The sequence below is a fragment of the Roseibium sp. LAB1 genome (assembly GCF_054658235.1).
Window position 1 is genome coordinate 385,241 of record NZ_BAAGIB010000004.1, and the last position, 24,307, is coordinate 409,547.

Consider the following 24,307-nt stretch of genomic DNA (forward strand, 5'->3'; position numbering starts at 1 on the left):
GTATTAGCGCCTGCGATAGGCCCCCGGAGGCGTTCCCACAATCCGCTTGAAGGCGCGCGCAAAAGCCGCCTCGGATTCGTATCCGAGCCCAATGGCGATCTCCGCCAATGTACGCTCGCCTTCCTGCAAATCCATTCTGGCCAGTTGCATGCGCCAGCGCAGGGCATATTGCATGACGCCTTCCCCGGTCAGTTGCTTGAAGCGCGCGGCAAAGGCGGACCGCGACATACCGGCCTTCACCGCAAGAGCAGCAATGGTCCAGCTTTCTTGCGGTGCCCGGTGAAAGGCTTGCAGCGCGCGGCCGATCCTGGGATCCCGCAAGGCTGCCAGCCAACCGGTTTCAAGCGCTTCGTCGGTCTGTAGCCAGGCGCGGATTGCCTGTACCACGAGAATGTCCGTCAGCCGTGTCAGCACCGTTTCGCCGCCCGGCTTCGGATTGCGTGCCTCCTCTGCCAGGTAATGCAGCGTGCTGTAGATCCATGGGCCTGCATGTTGACCGAAGGAGTCCAGCCGAATGACAGGTGGCAGCAGAGCCTGAAGACGTTCGGCCGCCGCATGATCGAGCTTCAACACGCCGCAGGTCATCCGCGTGATGGCCCCACCCCCGCCAAAAATCATGGTTTCATAGGACGGACTGTGCCGGATGGCAGGAATGTCGAAGAGCGGCGTTACCACGGCGTCGGCATCGCTTTTCAGGACAACCGGTTTGCCATGCGGCAAAAGCGCAAGCTGCCCGGCGGACAGGGAAAATTCCGCACCATCTTCCATCTGCAGGATACAACTTCCCTCGGTCACGACCAGCAGGACCATTTGTCCGCCCATGTCCGGCACATCAATGGCCCAGGGCGCGGAGAGCTCCGGATTGCAGTAGAACGTTCCGGTGAGACGCAATAGGTGCAGCACATCACCAAGCGGCTCAAACCCCCTTGAAGGAGCGGCTTGATCAAATGGCATGGTCTGGACAGGCAAGGTCATCCGTATCCCGATCTTGAAAACATAATCACAGATCCAGATTTTTGGACGATCTGCAATATTTTTTATTCATCATATCATAGACCATCCAACCCGTTTGATTGATTTTGACCTCAAGTTCAAACGCACCGGAGATAACCGATGACCAACCTGAGCAGAAAAACCGCTCTTGCCCTGTCCGCACTGACCTTTCTGGTGATCGGGACACTGATCGTCTTTGCACCCGCCGTTTTGTTTTCTTCAAGCGGCATCACACTCAGCCCCTCAGCTGCGATGATGAGCGAGGTACGCTCTCCCGGCGTGCTGATCCTGATGGCGTGTTTCGCCGCTTCGATGGGCCTGTTCTACCGTTCCTGGGAGGCGTTCGGTCTGCTTGTGTCGGCCGCGCTGCTGCTTGGCTATGGCGCAGGCCGGCTTGTCAGCCTGACCCTTGATGGTCTGCCGCCTGCCCCGCTCGTGGCAGCGGCCGCGGTCGAGCTGGGTCTCGGTTGCTGGTGTGCTGTCCACCTGCTTGCAGGCAAGAGAAAAGCCGTCTTGCAAGCGTGAGAAAAAAAGAAAGCCGGTGCGGGCCGAAACCCTGCACCGGCTATCCTTCAGACCGCCCCGGAGGGGGTGGATGTCGGGCGGCCTGAAATTCTGCGGACTACTCCGCCGCGACAGACGCTTCAGCCAGTGTCGGATAGTCCGTGTAGCCTTTTTCGGAGCCGCCATAGAGCGTATCGGTGTCCAGAGCGTTCAGCGGAGCATTCTTCTCCAGCCGTTCGACCAGATCCGGATTGGAAATGAACGGACGCCCAAACGCGACAAGATCGACCGCGCCGGTTTCCACAGCCTCGATCGCGGAGGCCCGGTCGTAACCGTTGTTGCCCATATGCGCCCCATCGAAGAGTGCATAGAGAGCTGCCAGGTCGCCGCCATTCGGGATATCGCGCGGACCGCCGGTCTGACCTTCCACCAGATGCAGATAGGCAAGGCCGTAACCGTTGAGCAATTTGATCGCGTGCGAGAAGGTCGCCTGCGGATTGCTGTCGGCAATGTCGTTGGCGTTGGAGAACGGGCTGAGCCTTACGCCGACCCGGTCACCACCCAACACACCAACAACTGCGTCCATCACTTCCTTCAGGAACCGGGTCCGGTTCTCGATGGATCCGCCATAGGCATCGTCACGCTTGTTGGCGCCATCGCGCAGGAACTGGTCGATCAGGTAACCGTTGGCCGCGTGAACCTCGACACCATCGAAGCCGGCTTTTTTCGCGTTTTCGGCGGCCTTTCGGTAATCCTCGATAATGCCCGGAATCTCGCTTGCATCCAGCGCACGCGGTGTCGGCGTATCGACGAACTGGGTGCCGTCGAAGGTCTTGGATTTGGCTGCAATTGCGGAAGGCGCGACGGGATCGGCTCCGCCCGGCTGAAGAACCGGATGCGAAATCCGGCCGACATGCCAGAGCTGGATGACAATCTTGCCACCCTTGGCGTGGACAGCGTCAGTGACTTTCTTCCAGCCAGCAACCTGGGCATCGGAATAGATGCCCGGTGTCCAGGCATAGCCCTTGCCCTGTGGGGAGATCTGGGAAGCTTCGGTGACGATCAGGCCCGCTCCAGCGCGCTGTTCGTAATATTTCACCGTCAGGTCATGCGGAGCGTCGTCTTCCGCCCGGGCCCGGTTCCGGGTCAACGGTGCCATCACGATACGGTTCTTGAGTTCGATTGCCCCTGCCTTGGCTGGCGAAAACAGTTTTGCATCCGACATGTTGAATGTTCCTTCCGAAGTTTGTTGCTTCACTATTTCTGGACTGAGCAGTCCAATATTATGCGCAAATCCATGTTTCTTCATGGATCTGCCGGAGTTGTCCGTCACTTGGGTATCAGGACGGACCGTGCCTGGTTGAGAGTTCTGGCAATCCGCTCGGCCGGCACACCGGCCTTGCGCAATGCCAGGGTGCCAATGGCAAGCGATGAATAGGCGCTCGCCCTGTCCCGGACCGCGTCCGGATTGACCGGGTCGATCGCCTTGGCGAAAAGATCTTCTATGTTTTCCAGATGGCGGCGGCCGATCTCGGCAACCTTTTCGTCGTGTGGTGCAAGTTCGGTGATGCAGTTGACCAGCAGACAGCCTCTTGGGCCGCCTTTCGGATCGGACAGAGCCTGCATCATGGCGTCCACCGCATCGCCTTCAGCGGTTTCGGCAACTTCCTTCAGGCCGCGGATTCCATTTCTGGAATAATGCTCCAGTGCCCGCAGGAACAGCGTCTGCTTGCAGTCGAATGTCGCATAGAAGCTGGACCGGCTGAGACCCATCGCCTTGGTAAGATCATCGAGAGAGGTTGCTTCGAAGCCCTTCTGCCAGAAGACATACATAGCCGCTTCCAGCGCCGCCGCTTCATCGAAGCTGCGCGGTCGTCCGGGACCTGCCGTACGTTTTTCCGAGCCGGAATTATGGACCTCTGCGTTTCTCATGCCCCTGATATGGACTACACAGTCCAGAATGCAAGAGGGGCCAGAATGATTTCTGGACCGATCGTTTCAGATCATCCGGACATCAGGCAAGCGAAGGTCCTGGCTACATTCGGCAAGAGCCTGCATAGGCATCGCCGACATCGTCGAAAACCCGGGCAACAGCTTCCATCTCATAGAGCTTGCTGGTCCGCCGGACCCCTTCCACGAGGTAGAAATCCTGAATGGGGAACTGATTGGAATTGAACCGGAAATCCCCCCGAACGCTTTCGAAGGGCGCCGCGCTGATGGCCGAGATCAACGCTTCCTGGTCCTTGATGCCGCCGGTCAGCTCCAGGGCAAAATGGATCAGCTTGGCTGCATCGTATCCCTGGGCCGCATAGACGGATGGCTCGTAGTTGAAGGCACGGCCGAATTCCCGCACGAACCGCTTGTTCGACGGGTTGTCGAGGTTGGGCGCCCAATGGGATGCGGAATAAAGCCCTTCGGCCATTTCTGCCGTGTAGGGAAGCGTGATTGCATTCACCGTGTCGGACGACAGGAACGGAACGATCCCCTTCAGCCCGGAGGTGTGAAACTGTTTCACCAGTTCCACCCCCATGCCCCCCGGCATGAAGGCGAAGATCGCGTCCGGCTCAATTTCCTCGATCTGCTTGAATTCGTCCGAAAAATTCGTCTGCCCCAGTTTCGGAAACAACTCGCGGGCGATCTGACCCTTGAAGTGGCGACGGAACGCTGCAACGGCATCGCGGGCAGCTTCATAGTCGGGCGCGATCGTGACGACGTTCTGGTACCCCTTCAGACTGGCATAACGCCCCATTGTCTCGTGCACCTGGTCGTCCTGCGATGCGGTGGAGAAGAAATAGCGGCTGCAGTTGCGACCGGCGATAGGTGCCGGACCGGAATGGGTGCCGATAAACAGGGTCTTGGACCGGACGATCGGATCGTGCACGGCAAGCATTATCTTGGAGAAGTTGACACCAACAATAAGATCGACGCCGTTTTCCTCGATCAGCTTTGTCGCCTGTTCTACCGCGTATTCCGGGTCCAGTTTGTCATCGACCACAATCACGTTGGTGGGCAAACCGCCCAGGGCACCATTGGATTGCTTGACTGCCAGCATGAAACCGTCACGCATATGTTCGCCGTATATGGCGGCCGGACCTGAAAGCGTCGCCATCAGGCCGATCTTCAGTTCCTGCACGTCCTGCGCTGCAACTGCCTGGCAGGCAAGTGCCAATCCGGCGGCCAAGCCTGTCGCCAGCCTGGCCGTGCGGGAGATGAGGTGTGAGATACAGCGCGTCATGATCATTGCCCGTTGTTTCTGGCCTTGCCTGCCGCCCTGCCCGGGCGAAAAGCCTGCGTTTCTTGCCTTTGGCAGGCTGTTTGCGGGAAGTGTCTCAGAGACAGGTTAGGCTTTTGCAAACGGAGCGATCAATCCGAACCGCAAGACCACAGACCCGTCACATTTCACGCAAAATTCCCCAGAGCCGCCGCAATCCGGCCCGCGTGAAGACGCATTAACAAAGATTAATGCTTGAGTACCCTGATCAGGCAACCGCTCCGAGCGTGCCCGAACCGCAAAACCAGGAGGGCCACATGTATTCTGTCACCGCGCCTGCCACCGCTTGCGACTTCCCAAAAGGCAACGATCCGGACAATGCATCCCAAAAGAACGAGCTGAAGCTCGTCGTTCCAGACACCCCTTCCCAGGATGATGAAGTTATCCTCGCCAGTCCGGAAGCAACCGCAAAGGCCTCAGACGACAGTTCTGACTCAGGCGACAGCTCCTCCCCTGGAAACAGTTCCGACCCCGACAAAAGTTCCAACCCAAGCACACTTGCAGCCAAGATCCTGCAGATGCACGCAACGGCCAACGACCTGAAACCGACAGCTTCCCGCCGCCCCACCCTGACAGATGCGCCGGAGGAAACCGCCTTCGACATGCCGGGCGTGTTGCGCGCACCGGTACGAGGTTCGCGGACAAACGGTCTCCCGCCCAAAGAGGTTCCTGCTCCCGCCGCGGTTTTGAAGGCCGCAGACAATTTCCGGCAGGGTCCGAGTTTCACAACGCTTCTGCTCAGTACCTTGCTGATTGTAGGCATCGGCACAGGCGCGGTCCTGTTGAGCCTGTCCGATCTGCTGGCAGGGAAGACCCCGGACAGCCGTTCGGTTCAGACCCAGCAAATCGATACCGAACCGACGATTGAGAGCCTCATTGCGGGTGCTGAACCCGAATTCCAGGGCAGAACCGACCTGACAGCAACACCGACTGCAAGCGCAGAACAGATGAAATCGGCCAAGGACCGTATCCGTGAGGTGTTTGCGTCGAGGTCGGTAGCTTCGCCAACGCCGGAAGATCACTCCAATCCGCTGGGACATGACACCAACCGGGTCGCCGACGACAAGATCCAGTCAAGGCTTGCTCCGGTTCAGCCTGCTCCCGACAAGATTGACGTTCAAGGGACGCGCGGTGCCGACACGATGGTTGCCAGCGCAGCTGACGGATTGACGGCAACGGACGCAAGTCCGGTTCCGGACCTGGCACCGTTGGAAGCCGACACAGCCGCCGCGACGACGTCAGCACCGGCCTCTGCTGCGGCACCAGCTCCGACACCAGCTCTGGCACCCGCAGAAGACAGTGCTGCCGGAACGGCCTTTCCGCTTGCTGGTACGATAAGGTCGTCCGTCAATCTGCGTGAAGCGCAGACCACGGATGCCACGGTCCTTGCCGTCATTCCGGCAGGTGCCAAAGTCCGTTTCAATGAGTGTGGCAATTGGTGGTGTGGCGTCGAATATGACGGCAAGACCGGTTATGTGGGTCAAAGTTACCTGGAACCGCTGCCGCAGCCATGACTAAAACCTGCACTTGCAAGGTAGAGCCTTGTTAAGCCTCGAGGCGTAACATCCCGTCGATTTGGAAATTGAACCTGCCGTGAGCAGGTGTGACCAGGTCGGCGGGCGCCGTTAATGACACCTGTTTCGACCGCTCTCGACACGTTGGAGCATTCAACCGGTAAATGCCGGCATGCGGAATGCTCCGGTTTCGCAGTGCATACGTCGCGCTGCCGACAGGAGACGGACCATGGCCAACCATGCAGCCACGAGCCTCAGCATTTCCATTCTCATCGGTTTTGGGGCGGTACTTTCACCGGCGTACGCGGATGGCACCAACTGCACGATCTATGCGACCGACTATGCAAATGCCCGCATGGGCAGCGGCGATCTAGTCGGTGATGCGGTTTCCGGCGGCATGGCCGGGGCGGTGGCAGGTGGTGCCTGGCGTGGCCCGTCAGGCGCCTATCGCGGTGCCCGCGCCGGCGCCGCGCTTGGCGTGCTTGACAACATGGGCTCGATGCCGGGCGGTTGGCAGGCGCTTTACGACATGGCCTACCAGATGTGCCAGCAGCAGACCTCGGGCGTCAACGCCCCCTATTACCAGTCACCGTCCGTCGGAACCTCGTCATCCGACTGCCGCTCGTCAGCCAGTGTCAACGCGCCGCTGAAAAGATCGCCGAACGGCGGCATCATGGTCGGCTCGGATTTCGGCAACTGCCGCTGAGACCTACGCTTTCCGCCAAAGACTTCGTGGAAGAGCCGTCACCCCGCCCTGGCAACGGGTTGACGTTACGGGCGAAGCACAGTCAACTGTGGCCGATTTTTCAAGGCTCCGGCCTGCCTTTGCGCTCAACAACAGGATTTTTCATGACACGCCGCCTTCGCTTCGCTCCGAAAATCGCCGCGACCGCTCTTGCCGGTTTATGGCTCGCCGCCGCACCCGCTCAGGCGCAGCAATGCGGCGGTGACTTCCGCCAGTTTCTGGCCGGAGTGAAGCAGGAAGCAGTTGCAAAGGGCCTTTCTGCGAACGCGGCAGACCAGACGCTGGCCGGTGCGCAGGTGGACAGCAAGGTGCTGTCGAGAGACCGTGCGCAAGGCGTCTTCAAGATGACCTTTCTGGATTTTTCCAAGCGGGTGATCTCCGGCTACCGGATGAAAAACGGCGCCGCCAACATGAAGAAATACGCGAGCATATTCCAGCGCACCGAATCCGAATATGGCGTTCCGGCACCTGTAATTACGGCCTTTTGGGCGCTTGAAACGGATTTCGGTGCGGTTCAGGGAGATTTCAACACAGTCAATGCACTGGCCACTCTTGCTCATGATTGCCGCCGTCCCGAATTGTTCCGGCCGCAGTTGATCGCCGCGATCGAGATGGTCCAGCACGGCGATCTTGACCCGCGCAACACCACCGGCGCCTGGGCGGGCGAGATCGGTATGGTTCAGATGCTGCCGGAAGACATCATCAAGTTCGGCCGTGACGGCAACGGCGACGGGCATGTGAAGCTGAAGGAAAGTGCAGCGGATGCCATTCTGACAGCTGGCGCCTTCATCCAGCATCTGGGCTGGCGCCGCGGCGAACCCTGGCTGCAGGAAGTCAAGGTTCCGCAAAATCTCAACTGGGCAGAGAGCGGCCTAGGCAAAACCAAGACAGGTGCCCAGTGGGCTGCTCTTGGCGTTCAGCCGCGCTGGGGCCAGATTTCCGGCAACCTGCCGGCGTCCCTGTTGCTGCCTCAGGGACGCAAGGGGCCGGCATTCCTGGCCTATCCGAACTACAACATCTATCTGGAATGGAACCAGTCGTTCGTTTACACGACGACCGCCGCCTATTTCGCGACCAGGCTTGCCGGAGCGCCCGTCTATACCCAGGGCAACCCGGACCCTGGACTGAACGATGCCCAGATGAAGCAACTCCAGACCAAGCTTTCCAGCATGGGATATGATGTCGGCAAGATCGACGGCATCCTCGGCTCAGGAACCCGCGATGCCGTGCAACAGGTGCAGCAGAAACTTGGCATGCCGGCCGACGCCTGGCCGACGCCTGAACTGCTGAGCCGTCTCTGAGGTCCAAAGTCAGAAGACCTCAAATTGCTGCGGTTCTGGACGACACATTGACAAATGAGCAAAAAGCCCGGGGCCTCGAAAAGCCCCGGGCTTTTTTTGATTGAGACGACCTTAACTCAGTTGCTGCCGCTCATGCCGGCTTTCAATTTTTCCTCGATCGCCGACAGATTGAAGGACCCTGGGGTCTGGCTCGGTGGATACTCCTGCATCGTCTGCAGGAATTGAGCCGCCAGGCTCTGGATCGGCACGATCACAAAAGCACGGTCGAGCAACCAGTCGAAATAGATGTTGGCATTGTGCTGCGCCTTCTCGAATGGATCCCGGCGCAGGTTGAAGATCGCAGGAACACGGAGTTCGGTGAACGGTTCCTGCCAGACACCAAACGCCTGTCCCCGGTTTTCCAGGAACACCACTTTCCAGTCGTCATACCGGGCTGCAACCACCTGCCCGTCATCGTTGACGTACCAGAACTCGTGACGCGGCGAAGTATCGGTCTCCCCCTTCAGATAGGCGTTCAGGTCATAGCCATCGATGTAGTTCCGGTATGTCCGGCCACCGATTTCAACCCCTTCCAGAAGCTGTTCCTTGATGTCAGGCGCCCCTGCAATGGCCGCGAATGTCGGCAGCCAGTCTTCATGGGCGACAATACCGTTCAAGGTCACGTTTTCCTGAAAGACACCAGGCCAGCGAACGAAGGTCGGCACACGGTAGGCCCCTTCCCAGTTGGAATTTTTTTCGCTGCGGAACGGCGTCGTGCCTGCATCCGGCCAGGTATTGAAGTGCGGTCCGTTGTCGGTTGAGTACATCACCACTGTGTTGTCAGCTATGCCAAGCTCGTCCAGGAGATCCAGAAGTTCGCCAACGTGCATGTCATGCTCGACCATGCCGTCGTGATAGGTATCTCCGCTCGGACCGGCAATCCCTGTGTGCTCCTCCTTCACATGTGTGCGGAAATGCATGCGGGTTCCGTTCCACCAGACAAAGAAGGGAACGCCCTCTTCCACCGCTTCGCGGATAAAACGCTTGGCTTCCGCAAGCGACTCATCATCGACGGTTTCCATGCGCTTCTTTGTAAGAGGACCGGTGTCCTCGATCTTCTGCGTTCCGTCTGAATTGGCCCAGGTATGGAGCACACCGCGCGGACCGAACTGTTCACGGAAGGTCTTGCCGTTCGCCAGAACCATGTCACCCGGGTAGTCCCGGTTTTCCGGCTCTTCTTCGGCGTTCAGATGATAGAGATTGCCGAAGAACTCATCGAAACCGTGGTTTGTCGGCAAATGTTCATCCAGGTCCCCCTGGTGATTCTTGCCGAACTGGCCGGTTTTGTAACCTTGCGACTTCAGGATAGTTGCCATGGTGACGTCGGTTTCCTGCCAGCCCTGTTCGGCACCCGGCAGCCCCACCTTTGTCATGCCAGTCCGAACAGGCACATTGCCGCCAATGAAGGCGGCGCGTCCGGCCGTACAGCTTTGCTGGGCGTAATAGTCGGTAAATGCGACGCCCTCTCGTGCAATCCGGTCGATGTTCGGAGTACGGTACCCCATCATGCCACGGTTGTTATGGCTGATATTCCAGGTTCCGATATCGTCGCCCCAGATCGCGAGGATGTTCGGCTTTTGCAGGTCTTGCGCAAAACTTGTTTGAGGCGCAACTGCGAACGCTGTTGCGAGACCCAAAACAACCGCGCTCATCCGCGGTAAAATGCGAAAGTAGGTCATGAAAACTCCCACCTGAATGGTTGTTTCGGCTGCTCTCTCTGATTGCGACCTCATTTTTGGCACCAGACCGACAGCCAAACATTACCCTAGGTAAGTTTTTCAGACAGGCAAGGAATTTTCGATATTTTTCAGAAAGTTCGCACTCTGGCGTCGTTGAAAATCAAAATCAATTTTAGCAATTAACGATTGTAATGTAACAAGAAACGGAAAATAGGCGCGAAGTTGCGCGCCTATTCCACCTTGTTCATGTTCGCGCCCGGATTGTCTTCGGCAACTGTTGCCACGCCGTCGTCACCCAGTAGAAACACGGCCAGGATCCTGGCTGGTCCATCACCTGTATTTTCCCCCCTGTGGGTGATGTCCATTGCTTCCAGAAGACCGTCGCCGGTACGGTAAACCTTCTTGCCCAGTTCCTCGTAGGTGACTGTGATCTCACCCTCGAGAATGTAGGCAAAGAGCGGTGCGTGATGTTGATGCCATTTGGTTTCCTCGCCCGGCTTCATGGTAATCTCGACGGCCTTTACCGAGGGATTGGTTTGCGGAAAGGCAACCTTTTCCCCCGCTACCGTCATGTCACCTGAAAAAACCTCTCGAACTGTGGCATAGGGCGTTTTGGAGGCAGCTTCTTCTTCTTGCGCCGCCTTGGACCCGGGCTTGGCATGCGGCTTGGAAGGTGCCGGCTTGCCATCCGGTGTAATGGACTTGTCGGCCGACAACGCTGGCGCACCTGCAAGAAGCGCCATCATGAATATGCCGACGGAAATTTTGGAAAGGGACATGCGTGTCATTTTCAGCTTCTGGTTCGAATAGTTGCGATCAGAGTTCAAGCACGGTGCCCGGCTTTATCTGCTGCACCTTGTCAGCACTGCTTCCCATTGCTTCGACAAACGTGTCCGCTGTCTGATCGATGATCGGGAACGAGCCGTAGTGGCAGGGGACGATTGTATCGAAGTTGAAGAAGCGGGTACAGGCAAGCGCTGCCGATTTACCGCCCATGGTGAAACGGTCGCCGATGGGAACGAGGCCGATCTTCGGCTTGTAGATCTCGTCGATGAGGGCCATGTCGGAGAAAATATCGGTATCGCCCAAATGATACAGGACCTTTTCTCCCGGTGCTTCGACAATGACCCCGTGAGGATTGCCGAGATAGATCGCTTCGCCTCCGGCCTGGAAGGACGACGAATGATCGGCGCGTGTCAGTGCGACGCTGAAGGGCCCCACATCCACCTTGCCGCCGGAATTCATGGGACTGATGTTCTCCACGCCCTGCCGGTTCGCCCACATGCAGATTTCGAAATTGGAAGTCAGCTGCGCGCCGGTCTTTTTCAGGATATCGACGGCGTCGCCGATGTGATCGTTGTGGCCGTGGGTCAGGATGACGTGCGTCACGCCTTCAGAAACCCGATCAACAGACAGGTTCTCTGGAAATGCCGGATTTCCGGTAAAAAACGGATCAAACAGGATCGACGCACCGGCAATCTCGATCTTGAAAGCGGAATGGCCATACCAGGTCAGTTTCATCGATGTCTCCCTATCGCAGATCAAGTTGGGCTGACCCTATCAGTCCCATGCTGCCTGCAACAAGCTGATTGCACTCACGACGCGTTGCAGGGCCTAGAACCGATATTGTGTATTTTACCAAGAGCATTGTGCAATTTTTGCAACGCCCACACAATTTTAACAACCGGAGCTAGCGCGCGCTTTTCCCTCCCTGCAAGATAACTTTGAAGATTCTGGGGACGCTGGAGCACTGCCTGTGCGGATTCAATTAAGACGCGCTCGTCTGGAAGTCATCTGCCCGGCCGTCCTGGTACTGGCCTGCTTCTCGACATCGGCATTTTCCGCCGATTGCAAGAACGATGGCGGGTTGCGTTTTCTGGGGACGAACAGGTCCGACGACCGTTCAATCTGGATTTCAGGAACTGTCGCCGGAGATTATCGTCTGGACGCAGCCCAGGGTAATCAGACTGTCGACACATGGTCCCGCAGCAGCACCGGTCTGCATTTGTCCACGTCTCCGGTTGTTTCGAACGGAAACGGCGGTACCCACAAGCTCTATGGCGTGGACGGCGGGTCTGACTGCCTGATCGACACGCAAAACCAGAAACGCGACTTCCAGCTTCCCGACAATATCAAGCCACCCAGCCTGGTGACGCCACCAATCGGCAGGCTGTTTCCAAACTTCGGACGTCCGGTTCCGCCGATAGCGGTCCTGCCACCGGGCGGGGTGTTGCCCGGCCTGCCCGGCCCAATCGGGCCGCCTGCAAGCGGGATCACGCCGCCGATAGGCACCTTGCCGCCATCGGGCGTCACTCCACCGATCGGCACACTGCCACCGGCAGGCTTGTCCCCCGGCCGTCCCGGCACGGACACACTGCCAGCGGTAACGTTACCGCCATCCGGTGTGTTGCCTGGAGGGCCTGGCACCGTGACGCCCCCAATTGGAACACTTCCTCCATCAGGCGGGCCGGGCACAATCACGCCTCCAATCGGAACCTTGCCCCCGGGAAGCCGCTCCCCCAATCAACCGGGACTGCCAGCCGGCTTCGTGCCAGTCAGACGGGCCGACGGTCTGGTAGTCAGCTATTGCATCGATCCCAGATCAGCGGACGAGACTCAGTCCGTCAACGAACAGGCATTCTGTACCCGAGACCAGCTTCTGGCAGCCGGACGCCTGCAACAGCAGGATGAGGTTCCGATCACGCCCGGCCGGGACCTGATCGAGCCGACACCCTGGAATGCCTGGAGCACGGTGACCGGTGTCTACAGCGACGACCGGCGTTTCGGCCGGGACTTTCAAACGCTCAGCGGAACGGCAGCGTTCGGCGCCGATCGCAAGCTGACCGAAGACATCGTCGGCGGCGTATCGGTGACCTTTGAAACCATCGACACCGACGGATTCAATTCCAACCTGACTATCGACACCCAGGGATTTGAAATAGGTCCCTATGTTGCTGCACGCCTTTCGCAGCATTGGGCGGTGGACGGGTCGCTCAGCTACGGGTTTTCAAACAGCCAGTCTGACATTTCGGTGTTGAGTGGCGAATACAATACCCACGAACTGGGCGCGACATTCAGTGTCCACGGACAATACGCCTTGAGCGATATCCAGGTGCGCCCCAAGGCAACCGTCACCTTCAACCGGGTGTTTTCGAACGGGTACGATCTGAACGGGACAATCCTCAACCGGCCTGTCAGCGTTCCAATCTCCGGCAATGCCGCCTCTCTCGGCACGGTCGAGCTTTCCACCGAATTCAGCCGGCAGTTCACGCTGCAGAACGGCCTTCTTATCCAACCCTATGTGGAGGCCGGGGCCGTCTACGAATACTTGCGGCCCAATGACGGCAAGATCCTTGATGACGAGTTGAATCTCGTCACTCCATCTGCCTGGAGCTTCACATTGCGTGGCGGTGCGACCGCTCTCCTTGCGGAAAACGTCACCCTCGACGCTAAAGGGGGATATCTCAGCCTCGGCCAGAACGGACTGGACGTTTGGGAAGGGCAACTTCGTGTTGCCATCGGGTTCTGAAACCGGGCTTTGCGGGTATAGTGGCAGCAACTTGTCGTGTCCGACGCCAACGAGCCCGGGGGCCCCATGTACCGAGATCTCAATTGCCGAATTTCCAACAGCCTTTGGCTTGAATTGCAGGCCGAAAGACAGCGGACCGGACACAGTCTCTCGCATGTCGTCCAGGAAAAACTCGCAAGCGCTTTCGACGTCGACCACCATACGGTGTTTCAGGTGTCTACCAGTACCGCAATCACCAAGGGTCTTTTCAAGGGATGTGCAACCATTGCGGAGATGAAGCGGCACGGAGATTTCGGGCTCGGCACCTTCGAGGATCTCGACGGTGAGATGATCCTGTTCGAAGGCCATGCCTATCAGGCGCGCGCTGGCGGCGTGGTGGTGGAAGCGCCCGACACGGCGCTGACGCCATTTGCGACAGTCACCAAGTTTACGCCGGAACACCAGGTCGAGCTGGACAATGTCCGCAGCCAGGCTGATCTGGAAGAGCGGTTGGACAGGTTGCGCCCGTCCGAGAATTTCTTCGTCGGCATCCGCATTGACGGTCGTTTCGACAGGATCGAATTGCGCGCTGCCTGCAAGGCTGCGCCCGGCGAAAATCTTGTCGCCGCGACAAGCCGCCAGAGCGAATTCGCCTTTGACGATATCGACGGTACCCTGGTCGGCTTCTGGTCACCCGGACATGCAAGGACAATGGCAATTTCCGGGTATCATCTTCATTTCATCTCGAAAGACCGGACGAAGGGTGGCCACCTGATCGATGTGGCTGCGCGGTGTCTCACCGCGCAGCTGCATCTGGAAACCGATTTCCACATCGCCGTGCCGGAAACGGCGCAGTTCCTGTCGGCGGATCTACGCGACGACCCGACCAGCGCGTTGGAGATTGCCGAACACGGTCATGCAGGCGAGCGTCATTAAAGGTGGTTACGGTTTTTCTGGCGAATTTTTGAAAGCCCTGCTAAAGCCGCACCATGGCAAACGATCCCGCGCTTTCTTTGGAAGACTTCATGGCTGCTGTGCCCGACCGCACGCGCCTGATCGGTCTTGATCTCGGCACCAAGACCATTGGTCTGGCTCTTTCCGATCTCGGTCGCGGCATCGCCTCTCCCATGGAAACGATCCGGCGCAAGAAGTTCACGCTGGATGCCGAACAGCTCCTTGCCATCTGCGCCAAGCAGGGCGTCGGTGGCATCGTGCTCGGTCTGCCGCTGAACATGGATGGCAGCGAGGGGCCGCGTGTCCAGGCGACCCGCGCCTTTGTCCGCAATCTTTCGCAGAAAACGGACCTGCCGATCACCTACTGGGACGAGCGCCTGTCGACTGCCGCGGTGACGCGAACCTTGCTGGAGGCCGATACCAGCCGGGCGAAACGGGCCGACGTGGTCGACAAGATGGCCGCTGCCTTTATCCTGCAGGGCTTTCTGGACCGACTCGGCTTTATGGGATTAGATAACGGCTAATCCCACCGCTGCCGGATATGGGCCATTTCCTCCAGGCCCGTCGAACGCGAAAGCCGAAAACATGCTCACCACGCTTGCCGCCCTGATGCCGGTCATCCTTGTGATTGCCTCCGGCTACCTGATCGCCCGAACCGGACTGATCACCGGCGAGCAATGGCGTGGCGTCGAACGACTTGCCTATTATGTTCTGTTCCCCGCGGTGCTGTTCCGCACCATATCGCAGGCGGATTTCGCCAGCTTTCCGACGCTCAACATGGGCGGTGCTCTGCTGGCTTGCATCCTGACCATGGCGCTGATTCTGCTGCTGGCGCGTACCACGCTGGAGCGATTCTGGGGAATTGCCGCACCACGTTTTACCTCCATCTTTCAGGGCACCTTGCGCTGGAATGCCATGATCGCACTTGCAATCGCCGATAATGTCGTCGGCGAAACCGGGCTGGCCATGCTGGCGGTCGCGATGGTGTTCATGATCCCCGTGCTCAATGTGGCCAGCATTCTGGTGCTGTCCCATTACGCCAGCGGGACAACCCCAAACGCTACTAAGATCCTGAAAGACCTTTTCACAAATCCTTTCATCCTGTCGATTGGCGCAGGCGGTATCATGAATGTAAGCGGGCTTGGCCTGCCCTTCGTGATCAACGATACACTGGAAATTTTTTCCAGAGCTGCTCTTCCTATCGGCATTATCTGCGTTGGTGCCGGGCTCGACCTCGGCTCGCTGCGCAGACCTGGACCAGCCCTCGCGCTCGGCACGTTTTTGAGGCCTGTGTTTATGCCTCTGATTGCCCTTGGCTTTGCCAGTCTCTTCGGCGTCACCGGCCCGGCACTGGTCGTGGTCATCATCGCAAGCTCGGTCCCCTGTGCAAGCAACTCGTATCTTCTGGCCCGCCAGATGGGCGGCGATGCCAAGCTGATGGCCGAAATCATTACGCTCCAGACCCTGGCTGCGACCTTGACGATTCCTCTGTCCCTGCTGATGGTCACCTGAGCGGAGTGCCCCGGCAGCAAAGGGCGATGCATGGTGTCAACACGCTAAAAACTGGCGACGACGTGCCCGCGCCGTGCGACGAATACGCCATAATTCCTGGAGGGTTCCGCTAGCAACCTCGCGCCGAATACGCTTGTTTCAACCTCCTTGAAGCGCTTTCGGAAGCCATTTTTGTCGGCCCTGCTGCCACCTGCCCTCCGAACGAGCAAATTTTGTCCAGCCGATCAAATATTTAGCTGGTATGTGGACAGCGGGCACGATGTGATTTCCTGTCTTGTCGAAGTCGGCGTTCACCCTTATAGGGATGGTCTCGATGACCGCGAGCAACACCCATCGAGACAGCCCTTTCCCCCATCGTCATTTGCTGGGCATAGAGGGACTTCACCCCCACGAAATTCTGGGCCTTCTGGACCGGGCGGAAGAAGCCGTCGAGGTTTCCCGCCAGATCAGCAAACGACGGCTGGTCCTGCAGGGTCGAACCCAGATCAATCTCTTTTTCGAAAATTCCACCCGCACCCAAAGTTCTTTCGAACTGGCCGGCAAACGGCTCGGGGCGGATGTGATGAACATGGCCGTGTCCCAGTCGTCGGTGAAAAAGGGCGAGACCCTGATCGACACCGCGGCAACGCTGAATGCAATGCATCCCGATCTGCTGGTGGTCCGACACCACGCCGCCGGCGCGGTGCATCTGCTGGCGCGCAAGGTCGGCTGTTCGGTGGTCAATGCCGGTGACGGTCCGCACGAGCATCCGACGCAGGCTCTGCTCGACGCACTGACCATCCGGCGGCACAAGGGCAAGATTGCACGATTGACCGTGGCGATCTGCGGCGACATCGCCCATTCGCGCGTGGCCCGGTCCAACATCATTCTGCTGAACGCGCTCGGTGCCCGCGTGCGTGTGGTTGCCCCCACCACCCTTCTGCCGTCCGGCATCGCCAAGATGGGAGTTGAGGTCTTCACCAGCATGAAGGAAGGCCTGGCAGGGGCCGACATCGTCATGATGCTGCGTCTGCAGCGTGAACGCATGAACGGCGCTTTCATCCCTTCGGTGCGCGAATATTATCGCTACTACGGCCTTGATGCGGAAAAGCTCGCCTTTGCAAAGGAAGATGCACTCGTCATGCACCCGGGGCCGATGAACCGCGGTGTCGAGATCGACGCTTCGATTGCCGACGGCCCGCAAAGCCTTATTCGCGAACAGGTGGAAATGGGCGTTGCCGTGCGCATGGCCGTCCTTGAGGCGCTTGCCGCCAATCTGCCGAACAACTGATCCAGGGGAATAGAAACGTGGCATACGACACACCCAAACCTCTGGTTCTCTCCAACGCCAGAGTGATCGACCCGGCACGCGGCCTGGACGCGCCCGGCTCGGTCATCATTGCGGACGGCACCATTCTCGCGGCCGGGCCGGAAGCTGCCAACCAGGGCTCGCCCTACGGGGCCGAGATCATCGACTGCAAGGGTGCAATCGCCTGCCCGGGCCTGATCGATTTCTGTGTCTCTGTCGGGGAACCGGGCGCCGAACACCGAGAAACGCTGGCAAGTGCGTCGCAGGCTGCCGCAAGTGGCGGCGTGACGACCATCTGTACCATGCCGGACACGGACCCGATCATCGACGATCCCGCGCTGGTCGACTTCATACTGCGCCGTGCACGCGACACCGCCATCGTCAACGTGCTGCCCCTGGCCGCCCTGACCAAGGGTTTGAAGGGTGAGGAAATGGCGGAGATCGGCCTGTTGCAGGAAGCCGGTGCGGTTGCTTTCACCAACGGCCACAAATCGGTCAAGAACGCCCAGGTCATGCGGCGGATGATGACCTATGCCCGCGATTTCGACGCGCTGGTGATCCACCATACTGAAGATCCGGATCTTGCCGGCGGGGTCATGAATGCTGGCCTCAATGCAAGCTGGAAAGGTCTTTCCGGGGTGCCACGCGAAGCGGAAATCATCATGCTGGAGCGGGATTTGCGCCTGGTTGCCATGTCGAAGGGCAAGTATCACGCAAACCTGATTTCCACCTCCGACAGCGCCGACGTCGTCCGGGCCGGCAAGGCAAGAGGTCTGGACATCACAGCCGGGGTGTCGATCAACCACCTGACCCACAATGAAAACGACATCGGTGCCTACCGGACCTTCTTCAAGATGGCGCCGCCGCTGCGCGACGAAGACGACCGGCAGGCGATGATCGCCGCTGTTGCCGATGGCACCATCGACATCATCTGTTCCAACCATGATCCGCAGGACGTGGAAACCAAGCGTCACCCCTGGGCCGAAGCGGAAGATGGCGCCATCGGCCTGGAAACCCTGCTGGCGGCCGCCCTGCGGCTCTATCATTCCGAACAGGTCGATCTTGTCACCCTGCTTGGCGCCATGACCTGCCGACCGGCAGACCGTTTGGGGCTGGAGACCGGCCGCCTTTCCAAAGGGGCCCCGGCCGATGTGACCGTGTTCGATCCCGAGCGCCCATGGGTTCTGGAGAAAAGCGCGATCAAATCACGCTCGAAGAATTCTCCCTTCGAAGACGCTCGTTTTTCCGGACGGGTGCTGCGGACGGTGGTCGGCGGCAAGACGGTTTTCAGTTACTCCTGAACAAATTCCTCGCCCCGTTCGCAAGATGATCCTGTTCGCGCCACAATTCTCCCTGAATCTGGCGCGAACGGAATGTCGAACGGATGAATTGTATGCGTCTGATTCCCCTCGTGTTTCTGATACAGGCGCTCTTCATTGGCAGCGCTTCGGCGTCAGATCTCTATCTGAAATACAAGCTCTATGCCCTGGGTCTGCCCATCGGCTCCGGCGTTTTGTCGCTGGATGTCGACAACAAGTCCTATTCGCTCAGCGCCAATGGACAGACCGCCGCGTTCGGACGACTGGTGTCCGACGGCAAGGGGAGCGTTGAAGCGGCCGGAGCCGCGCGCGACCTCGACCTTCAGCCTGCCCGCTACGAACTTGACCTGCAGAGCGAAGACGAAACCGGAACCGTTTCCATGCAGATGCGGAAAGGCAATGTCGACAAGGTCGATGTTCAACCGCCACAGGATCGGATGAAGGAACGGGTGAAGGTAACGGCAGAACACATGAAGAGTGTTCTCGACCCGCTGACTGCTGCCGTTCTGCCGGCGCCCCGGGGGCTTGCCGAGGAGAGCTGCAACAGGACCTTGCGCATTTTCGACGGCAAGGAACGCTATGACGTGCACTTGCGTTACAAGTCCCGCAAGGCCACCAGAACATCTGACGGCCGCTTCAAGGGCGATGTCATCGTCTGCAGTGTCCGCTATGAGCCGATTTCGGGTCACCGGCCGAAACGCAAGTCGATCCAGCAGCTGGCGTCGAACAAGTCCATGGAAGTCTGGCTCGCACCGGTTGGCAACAAGCCCTACCTTGTCCCGCTCAGGGCCAGTATCTCGCTTCCTTTCGGATCGCTGCTGGTGGAAGCGGAAAAATACAAGCTGTCGGAATAGGACCCGGTCTATTTCCCTGCAAAGACACTCTTTTCCCTGCCAGCGGACTTGATCCGGGCCGCCATGCCGCTACATTGCGGTGGCTATTTATTATGCACGTCATGGGAGTATCGCGTGCCTGAACCGATCAGCTGGGCCTTTGCCTGGCCCTACTATCTCGGCGCCCTCGCCTTCGGCTACCTACTCGGTTCGATCCCCTTCGGCCTGTTGTTCACGCGCATGGCCGGGCTTGGCGACATCCGCAATATTGGCTCGGGCAATATCGGCACCACCAACGTGCTGCGCACCGGCCGCAAGTCGCTGGCCGCCGCCACCCTGCTGGGGGACGGATTGAAGGGCACTGTTGCCGTTCTGATCGTCAATCATTTCTACGGCCAGGAAATGGCATTGATCGCCGGCCTCGGGGCATTTCTCGGGCACCTCTTCCCGGTCTGGCTGAAGTTCAAGGGTGGCAAGGGGGTTGCGACCTACCTTGGCATTCTCCTTGGCCTCTTCTGGCCGATGTTCCTGCTGGCAGCGGGCATCTGGATCGCCATGGCCTTTCTGTTCCGATATTCCTCCCTGTCCGCGCTGATGGCAACCTTGCTTACCCCGATCATTTTGTATTTCGTCTTCCATCAGGCCCAGATCGCGCAGATGTTCGTGCTGCTCTCGGTTCTGCTGTGGGCAAAGCATCATGAGAACATCGGGCGGCTTTTGCGCGGTGAGGAAAGCAGGATCGGCTCAAAATCCAAACCGGTGGCGGAGGCTTCCTCCGCGCCCGGTGACGGAAACGCGTGAACCGCGCTGCCGAAGATATTTCCGCCGACCTCTCCGAGGCGGAGCGTCTTGCGTGGCTGCGCCTAATACGGTCGGAAAACGTCGGCCCTGTCACGTTTGCGGAACTTCTGAAACACGCAGGCACTGCTCAAAGAGCGCTTGAGCTGCTTCCGGATCTTGCCCGGCGCGGCGGCAAGGCCAGCCGGATTTGTCCGATCGAAGACGCCGAGGCCGAGCTGGACGCCCACGCACGGCTCGGTGCCCGGCTGATTGGCCTTCATGAACCCGACTATCCTCAGCATCTTCGGCACATCGATGGACCACCGCCACTCCTGTCTGTCAGGGGCGGCACGTCCGCACTGACCCGCGAGCGCATGATTGCGATCGTCGGGGCCCGGAACGCGTCGCTCTCGGGCCGCAAACTGGCTACACGCTTTGCGCAGGGACTTGGAAACGAAGGGTTCACGGTTGTCTCCGGCCTAGCCCGCGGGATCGATGCGGCCGCCCACGAAGCCTCCCTGCAATCCGGCACCGTCGCGGTCTTTGCAGGAGGTATCAATGTGCTCTACCCGCCGGAACACGACCGGCTGCTTGCAGCCGTTCTCGAAACAGGTGGTGCAGTCATCAGCGAGATGCCTCTTGGCTGGAAGCCACGCAGCCGGGACTTTCCCCGGCGCAACCGTCTGATTTCCGGCCTGTCCCTCGGTGTCATCGTCATTGAAGCTGCCAAAGCCTCCGGCTCGCTTCATACTGCTCGTTATGCTCTTGAACAAAACAGAGACATTTTCGCAGTGCCCGGGTCTCCGCTCGATCCGCGCTCCGAAGGTGCCAACGGGCTGATCCGTCAGGGAGCAGCGCTTGTCGCAACCGTCGATGATGTTCTGGAAGGGCTCGATGGTCGGTTGGCACCAACCCTTCCCTTCGGCAAGCAGTTCCGTGAAGACGGCGAAAAAGCCCCTCTCCCGCGCTCCGAACCGGACGGGAAGTTACGCGATCGCGTGTTGTCCGCCCTCGGTCCAACCCCGGTCGACATGGACGAATTGATCCGCTTCGCCGACGGTGATGCCAGGTCGGTTCATGTCGTGCTTCTGGAACTGGAACTTGCCGGACGTCTTGAAAGACACCGCGGCAACAAAATCTCTGCTTTGATGTAAGGGTCCGTTTTTCCTTGAATCTCAGTGGATAACCCGTATCTGGACCGAAGCGCTTGACCCGGAAGGATCAAAGGTCCATTTGACAGGCGGCGCATGATCCTTGATCGTCTGCGCCACTGAATTAGCACTCAGATCACCTTCTCCACCGGACGGGGGCTCCGTTTCCGGCAAAAATATTTTGGGTAAGAATGAACGTCGTCATTGTGGAATCGCCGGCGAAAGCCAAGACGATCAACAAATATCTCGGTTCCGATTATACGGTCCTGGCTTCCTATGGCCATGTGCGAGATCTGCCGGCCAAGGATGGCTCGGTGCTGCCGGACGACAATTTCGCCATGAGCTGGCAAGTGGATGCGAAAGCGCAGAAGCGGCTCACCGAAATCGCCAATGCGGTCAAGGATGCCGACCGCCTCATTCTCGCGACTGACCCCGACCGCGAAGGGGAAGCGATTTCGTGGCACGTTCTGGAAGTGCTGCAAAAGAAGAAGGTGCTGAAGGACAAGCACGTTGAGCGCGTGGTGTTCAACGCGATCACCAAGAAGGCAATCCTCGAGGCGATGGACAATCCGCGCCAACTGGATACACCGCTGGTCGATGCCTATCTCGCGCGCCGTGCACTGGATTACCTGGTCGGCTTCACCCTGTCTCCCGTCCTGTGGCGCAAACTGCCCGGCGCTCGCTCCGCCGGCCGTGTTCAGTCGGTCGCACTGCGCCTGATCTGCGACCGGGAAATGGAGATCGAAACCTTCAAACCGCAGGAATACTGGTCGATCTTCGCCAACATGAAGACCCCGAACGGGGACATGTTCCAGGCGGGTGTGACCGGTTTCGACGGCAAGAAGATCGGCCGTCTCGACATCAACAACGAAGCGGACGCCACTACGATCAAGACCATGCTGGAAAGTGCCAGCTTCAAGGTCGACAGCGTGGCTTCCAAGCCAGCAAAGCGAAATCCGGCAGCTCCGTTCACCACCTCAACCCTGCAACAGGAAGCTTCGCGCAAGCTCGGGTTCTCCGCATCGCGCACCATGCAGGTGGCGCAGAAGCTATATGAGGGCATCTCAATCGGTGGTGAGACTTCCGGTCTCATCACCTATATGCGTACCGACGGGGTCCAGATTGCCGGCGAAGCGATAGCTGCTGCTCGCTCTGTCATCGCCAAGGATTTCGGCGACAACTACGTTCCCGAAAGCCCGCGCGTCTATACCTCCAAGGCAAAGAACGCCCAGGAAGCACACGAGGCCATCCGCCCGACAGATCTTGCGCGCCGTCCGAAAGATGTTGCCCGTTTCCTCGATCCGGACCAGGCCAAGCTCTATGAGCTGATCTGGAAGCGGACCATGGCCTCGCAGATGGAATCTGCCGTCCTGGAACGGACCACGATCGAGATCCTTGCCGACGGCTCCGGCAAACGCGCCAATCTGCGCGCGACGGGCTCTGTCGTCCGCTTCGACGGTTTCCTGGCACTTTATCAGGAAGGCCGCGACGACGAGGAAGACGAAAATTCCAAGCGCTTGCCGGCGGTCGATGAAGGGGCGCCCCTGACGGCTGCTTCGGTCGATGGAACCGCGCAAGCTATCGAAGCCTCGCAGCATTTTACCACACCGCCGCCGCGCTATACCGAAGCGAGCCTTGTGAAGAAGATGGAAGAGCTCGGCATCGGCCGGCCGTCCACCTATGCATCGACGCTCCAGACCCTGCGTGATCGCGACTATGTCGAACTCGACAAGAAGCAGCTTGTCCCGATGGACAAGGGCCGCATCGTTACGGCATTTCTGGAAAGCTTCTTCCATCGGTACGTCGAATTCGATTTCACCGCGAGCCTGGAAGAACAACTCGACAAGATTTCCGCCGGCGAGCTTTCCTGGCTCGATGTGCTGCGTGATTTCTGGACCGGATTTTCCGGCGCTGTCGACGATATCAAGGACCTGCGTGTCTCGCATGTGATCGACTCGCTGAACGAGTTGCTGGGTCCCCATATCTTCCCGCCGAAGGAAGACGGCTCCGATCCGCGCAAATGCCCGTCCTGTGACAGCGGCCAGTTGTCTCTGAAAGTCAGCCGCTGGGGCGCATTCATCGGCTGCTCCAACTATCCCGAATGTGGCTTCACACGTCAGCTCGGCAAGCCGAGCGGCGAGGATGGAGAAGGCGACGACGGGCCGAAGGTTCTCGGCACCGACCCGGCAACCGGCCTCGACGTGTCCCTGCGCAACGGCCGCTTCGGCCCCTATGTGCAACTGGGCGAGGAAGCCAAGCCGAAGCGGGCGTCCCTGCCCCGTGGCTGGTCCGCACCGGACATGGACCTGGACAAGGCCCTGCAGCTTCTGTCGCTGCCGCGTGAGGTTGGCCCGCATCCGGAAGACGGCAAGATGATCTCTGCCGGGATCGGTCGCTATGGTCCATTTGTTTTGCATGAAGGCACCTATGCGAACCTGTCTTCACCCGATGAAGTCTTCTCTGTCGGCATCAACCGTGCGGTCGATGCGCTGGCGCAGAAGCGCGCCAAGGGTGGAGGCCGTGGTGGTGCAGCCGCAACGCCGTTGAAGGAACTGGGTGAGCACCCGTCGGAGGGCGGACCGGTGAATGTCTTTGACGGTCGCTATGGTCCCTACGTCAAGCACGGCAAGATCAACGCCACACTGCCGAAGGACACCGACCCGAAGGCCGTCACACTGGAACAGGCACTTGAGCTGATCGCGGCGAAGGCACCCAAGGGTGGCGCCAAGAAGAAAGCCGCAGCCAAAAAACCCGCCGCCAAGAAACCGGCGGCCAAAAAGACAGCCACCAAGAAGGCAGCGGCAAAATCATCCGCCAAGACCAAGGTCGATGCGTCGTCTGAAGACGTTCCGTGGGATGATGCGAGTTGAGCGCAAAACGGGTTAACACGCGCAAGCACACCAAGCGTAAGCACGC

21 protein-coding genes are annotated in these 24,307 nt (G+C 59.1%); 14 read left to right on the plus strand and 7 right to left on the minus strand.

The features are described 5' to 3' along the window. Positions 1 to 3: 3 nt before the first annotated feature. Positions 4 to 975, minus strand: coding sequence for an AraC family transcriptional regulator (locus ACYQ54_RS23185; protein WP_460086718.1), 972 nt, complete (start codon positions 973 to 975; stop codon positions 4 to 6). Positions 976 to 1,113: 138 nt separating this feature from the next. Here ACYQ54_RS23185 and ACYQ54_RS23190 point away from each other — a divergent pair, with 138 nt between their 5' ends. Beyond that, positions 1,114 to 1,518, plus strand: a complete 405-nt coding sequence (locus ACYQ54_RS23190; RefSeq protein WP_460086719.1) for a DUF4345 domain-containing protein — start codon at positions 1,114 to 1,116, stop codon at positions 1,516 to 1,518. Between the two features lie 97 nt (positions 1,519 to 1,615). Here the strand turns inward: ACYQ54_RS23190 and ACYQ54_RS23195 are convergent, their stop codons facing one another. From ACYQ54_RS23195 to ACYQ54_RS23205, 3 genes are all read right to left on the minus strand, one after another. Further along, positions 1,616 to 2,722, minus strand: a complete 1,107-nt coding sequence (locus ACYQ54_RS23195) for an alkene reductase (RefSeq protein ID WP_460086721.1) — start codon at positions 2,720 to 2,722, stop codon at positions 1,616 to 1,618. 104 nt (positions 2,723 to 2,826) lie between these two features. After that, on the minus strand, positions 2,827 to 3,429 hold the full coding sequence (locus ACYQ54_RS23200) for a TetR/AcrR family transcriptional regulator (protein WP_460086724.1): 603 nt from the start codon (positions 3,427 to 3,429) through the stop codon (positions 2,827 to 2,829). Positions 3,430 to 3,532: 103 nt separating this feature from the next. Further along, on the minus strand, positions 3,533 to 4,732 hold the full coding sequence (locus tag ACYQ54_RS23205; protein ID WP_460086726.1) for an ABC transporter substrate-binding protein: 1,200 nt from the start codon (positions 4,730 to 4,732) through the stop codon (positions 3,533 to 3,535). A gap of 293 nt (positions 4,733 to 5,025) precedes the next feature. Here ACYQ54_RS23205 and ACYQ54_RS23210 point away from each other — a divergent pair, with 293 nt between their 5' ends. The 3 genes from ACYQ54_RS23210 (at position 5,026) to ACYQ54_RS23220 (ending at position 8,328) form a co-directional block, all read left to right on the plus strand. Next, positions 5,026 to 6,282 carry an SH3 domain-containing protein gene (locus ACYQ54_RS23210; protein WP_460086729.1) on the plus strand — a complete coding sequence of 419 codons (1,257 nt, stop codon included), beginning with the start codon at positions 5,026 to 5,028 and terminating at the stop codon, positions 6,280 to 6,282. A gap of 229 nt (positions 6,283 to 6,511) precedes the next feature. Beyond that, complete coding sequence (locus ACYQ54_RS23215) at positions 6,512 to 6,988, plus strand: hypothetical protein (RefSeq protein WP_460086732.1); 477 nt, start codon at positions 6,512 to 6,514, stop codon at positions 6,986 to 6,988. Between the two features lie 143 nt (positions 6,989 to 7,131). Next, the gene (locus ACYQ54_RS23220; protein ID WP_460086735.1) at positions 7,132 to 8,328 is read left to right on the plus strand and encodes a lytic murein transglycosylase; all 1,197 of its coding nucleotides are present in this window, start codon (positions 7,132 to 7,134) and stop codon (positions 8,326 to 8,328) included. A 116-nt stretch (positions 8,329 to 8,444) separates the two neighbouring features. Here ACYQ54_RS23220 and ACYQ54_RS23225 read toward each other — a convergent pair whose 3' ends face one another. From ACYQ54_RS23225 to ACYQ54_RS23235, 3 genes are all read right to left on the minus strand, one after another. Further along, positions 8,445 to 10,046, minus strand: coding sequence for an arylsulfatase (locus ACYQ54_RS23225; protein ID WP_460086737.1), 1,602 nt, complete (start codon positions 10,044 to 10,046; stop codon positions 8,445 to 8,447). Positions 10,047 to 10,276: 230 nt separating this feature from the next. Beyond that, positions 10,277 to 10,825, minus strand: coding sequence for a cupin domain-containing protein (locus ACYQ54_RS23230; protein ID WP_460086738.1), 549 nt, complete (start codon positions 10,823 to 10,825; stop codon positions 10,277 to 10,279). Positions 10,826 to 10,862: 37 nt separating this feature from the next. Further along, entirely contained in the window at positions 10,863 to 11,567 is a 705-nt protein-coding gene (locus tag ACYQ54_RS23235) for a metal-dependent hydrolase (RefSeq protein ID WP_460086740.1), read from the minus strand. 235 nt (positions 11,568 to 11,802) lie between these two features. Between ACYQ54_RS23235 and ACYQ54_RS23240 the strand changes: the two genes are divergently transcribed. The 10 genes from ACYQ54_RS23240 (at position 11,803) to topA (ending at position 24,261) form a co-directional block, all read left to right on the plus strand. Then, entirely contained in the window at positions 11,803 to 13,575 is a 1,773-nt protein-coding gene (locus ACYQ54_RS23240; RefSeq protein ID WP_460086743.1) for an autotransporter outer membrane beta-barrel domain-containing protein, read from the plus strand. A gap of 66 nt (positions 13,576 to 13,641) precedes the next feature. Further along, positions 13,642 to 14,490, plus strand: a complete 849-nt coding sequence (budA, locus tag ACYQ54_RS23245) for an acetolactate decarboxylase (protein WP_460086744.1) — start codon at positions 13,642 to 13,644, stop codon at positions 14,488 to 14,490. A 53-nt stretch (positions 14,491 to 14,543) separates the two neighbouring features. Continuing rightward, complete coding sequence (gene ruvX, locus ACYQ54_RS23250) at positions 14,544 to 15,032, plus strand: Holliday junction resolvase RuvX (RefSeq protein ID WP_460086746.1); 489 nt, start codon at positions 14,544 to 14,546, stop codon at positions 15,030 to 15,032. A gap of 61 nt (positions 15,033 to 15,093) precedes the next feature. Continuing rightward, positions 15,094 to 16,020, plus strand: coding sequence for an AEC family transporter (locus tag ACYQ54_RS23255; RefSeq protein WP_460086747.1), 927 nt, complete (start codon positions 15,094 to 15,096; stop codon positions 16,018 to 16,020). Positions 16,021 to 16,333: 313 nt separating this feature from the next. Beyond that, on the plus strand, positions 16,334 to 17,290 hold the full coding sequence (locus tag ACYQ54_RS23260; RefSeq protein ID WP_460086749.1) for an aspartate carbamoyltransferase catalytic subunit: 957 nt from the start codon (positions 16,334 to 16,336) through the stop codon (positions 17,288 to 17,290). A gap of 17 nt (positions 17,291 to 17,307) precedes the next feature. Further along, entirely contained in the window at positions 17,308 to 18,609 is a 1,302-nt protein-coding gene (locus ACYQ54_RS23265) for a dihydroorotase (RefSeq protein WP_460086750.1), read from the plus strand. 92 nt (positions 18,610 to 18,701) lie between these two features. Then, on the plus strand, positions 18,702 to 19,481 hold the full coding sequence (locus ACYQ54_RS23270) for a DUF3108 domain-containing protein (protein ID WP_460086753.1): 780 nt from the start codon (positions 18,702 to 18,704) through the stop codon (positions 19,479 to 19,481). A gap of 114 nt (positions 19,482 to 19,595) precedes the next feature. Then, on the plus strand, positions 19,596 to 20,261 hold the full coding sequence (plsY, locus tag ACYQ54_RS23275) for a glycerol-3-phosphate 1-O-acyltransferase PlsY (RefSeq protein WP_460086756.1): 666 nt from the start codon (positions 19,596 to 19,598) through the stop codon (positions 20,259 to 20,261). Next, the gene (gene dprA / locus ACYQ54_RS23280) at positions 20,258 to 21,394 is read left to right on the plus strand and encodes a DNA-processing protein DprA (RefSeq protein ID WP_460086758.1); all 1,137 of its coding nucleotides are present in this window, start codon (positions 20,258 to 20,260) and stop codon (positions 21,392 to 21,394) included. The genes plsY and dprA overlap by 4 nt, the downstream gene beginning before the upstream one ends. A gap of 188 nt (positions 21,395 to 21,582) precedes the next feature. Beyond that, positions 21,583 to 24,261: a type I DNA topoisomerase gene (topA, locus tag ACYQ54_RS23285; protein ID WP_460086760.1), complete on the plus strand. Its 2,679-nt coding sequence runs from the start codon at positions 21,583 to 21,585 to the stop codon at positions 24,259 to 24,261. The last annotated feature ends 46 nt before the right edge of the window (positions 24,262 to 24,307 follow it).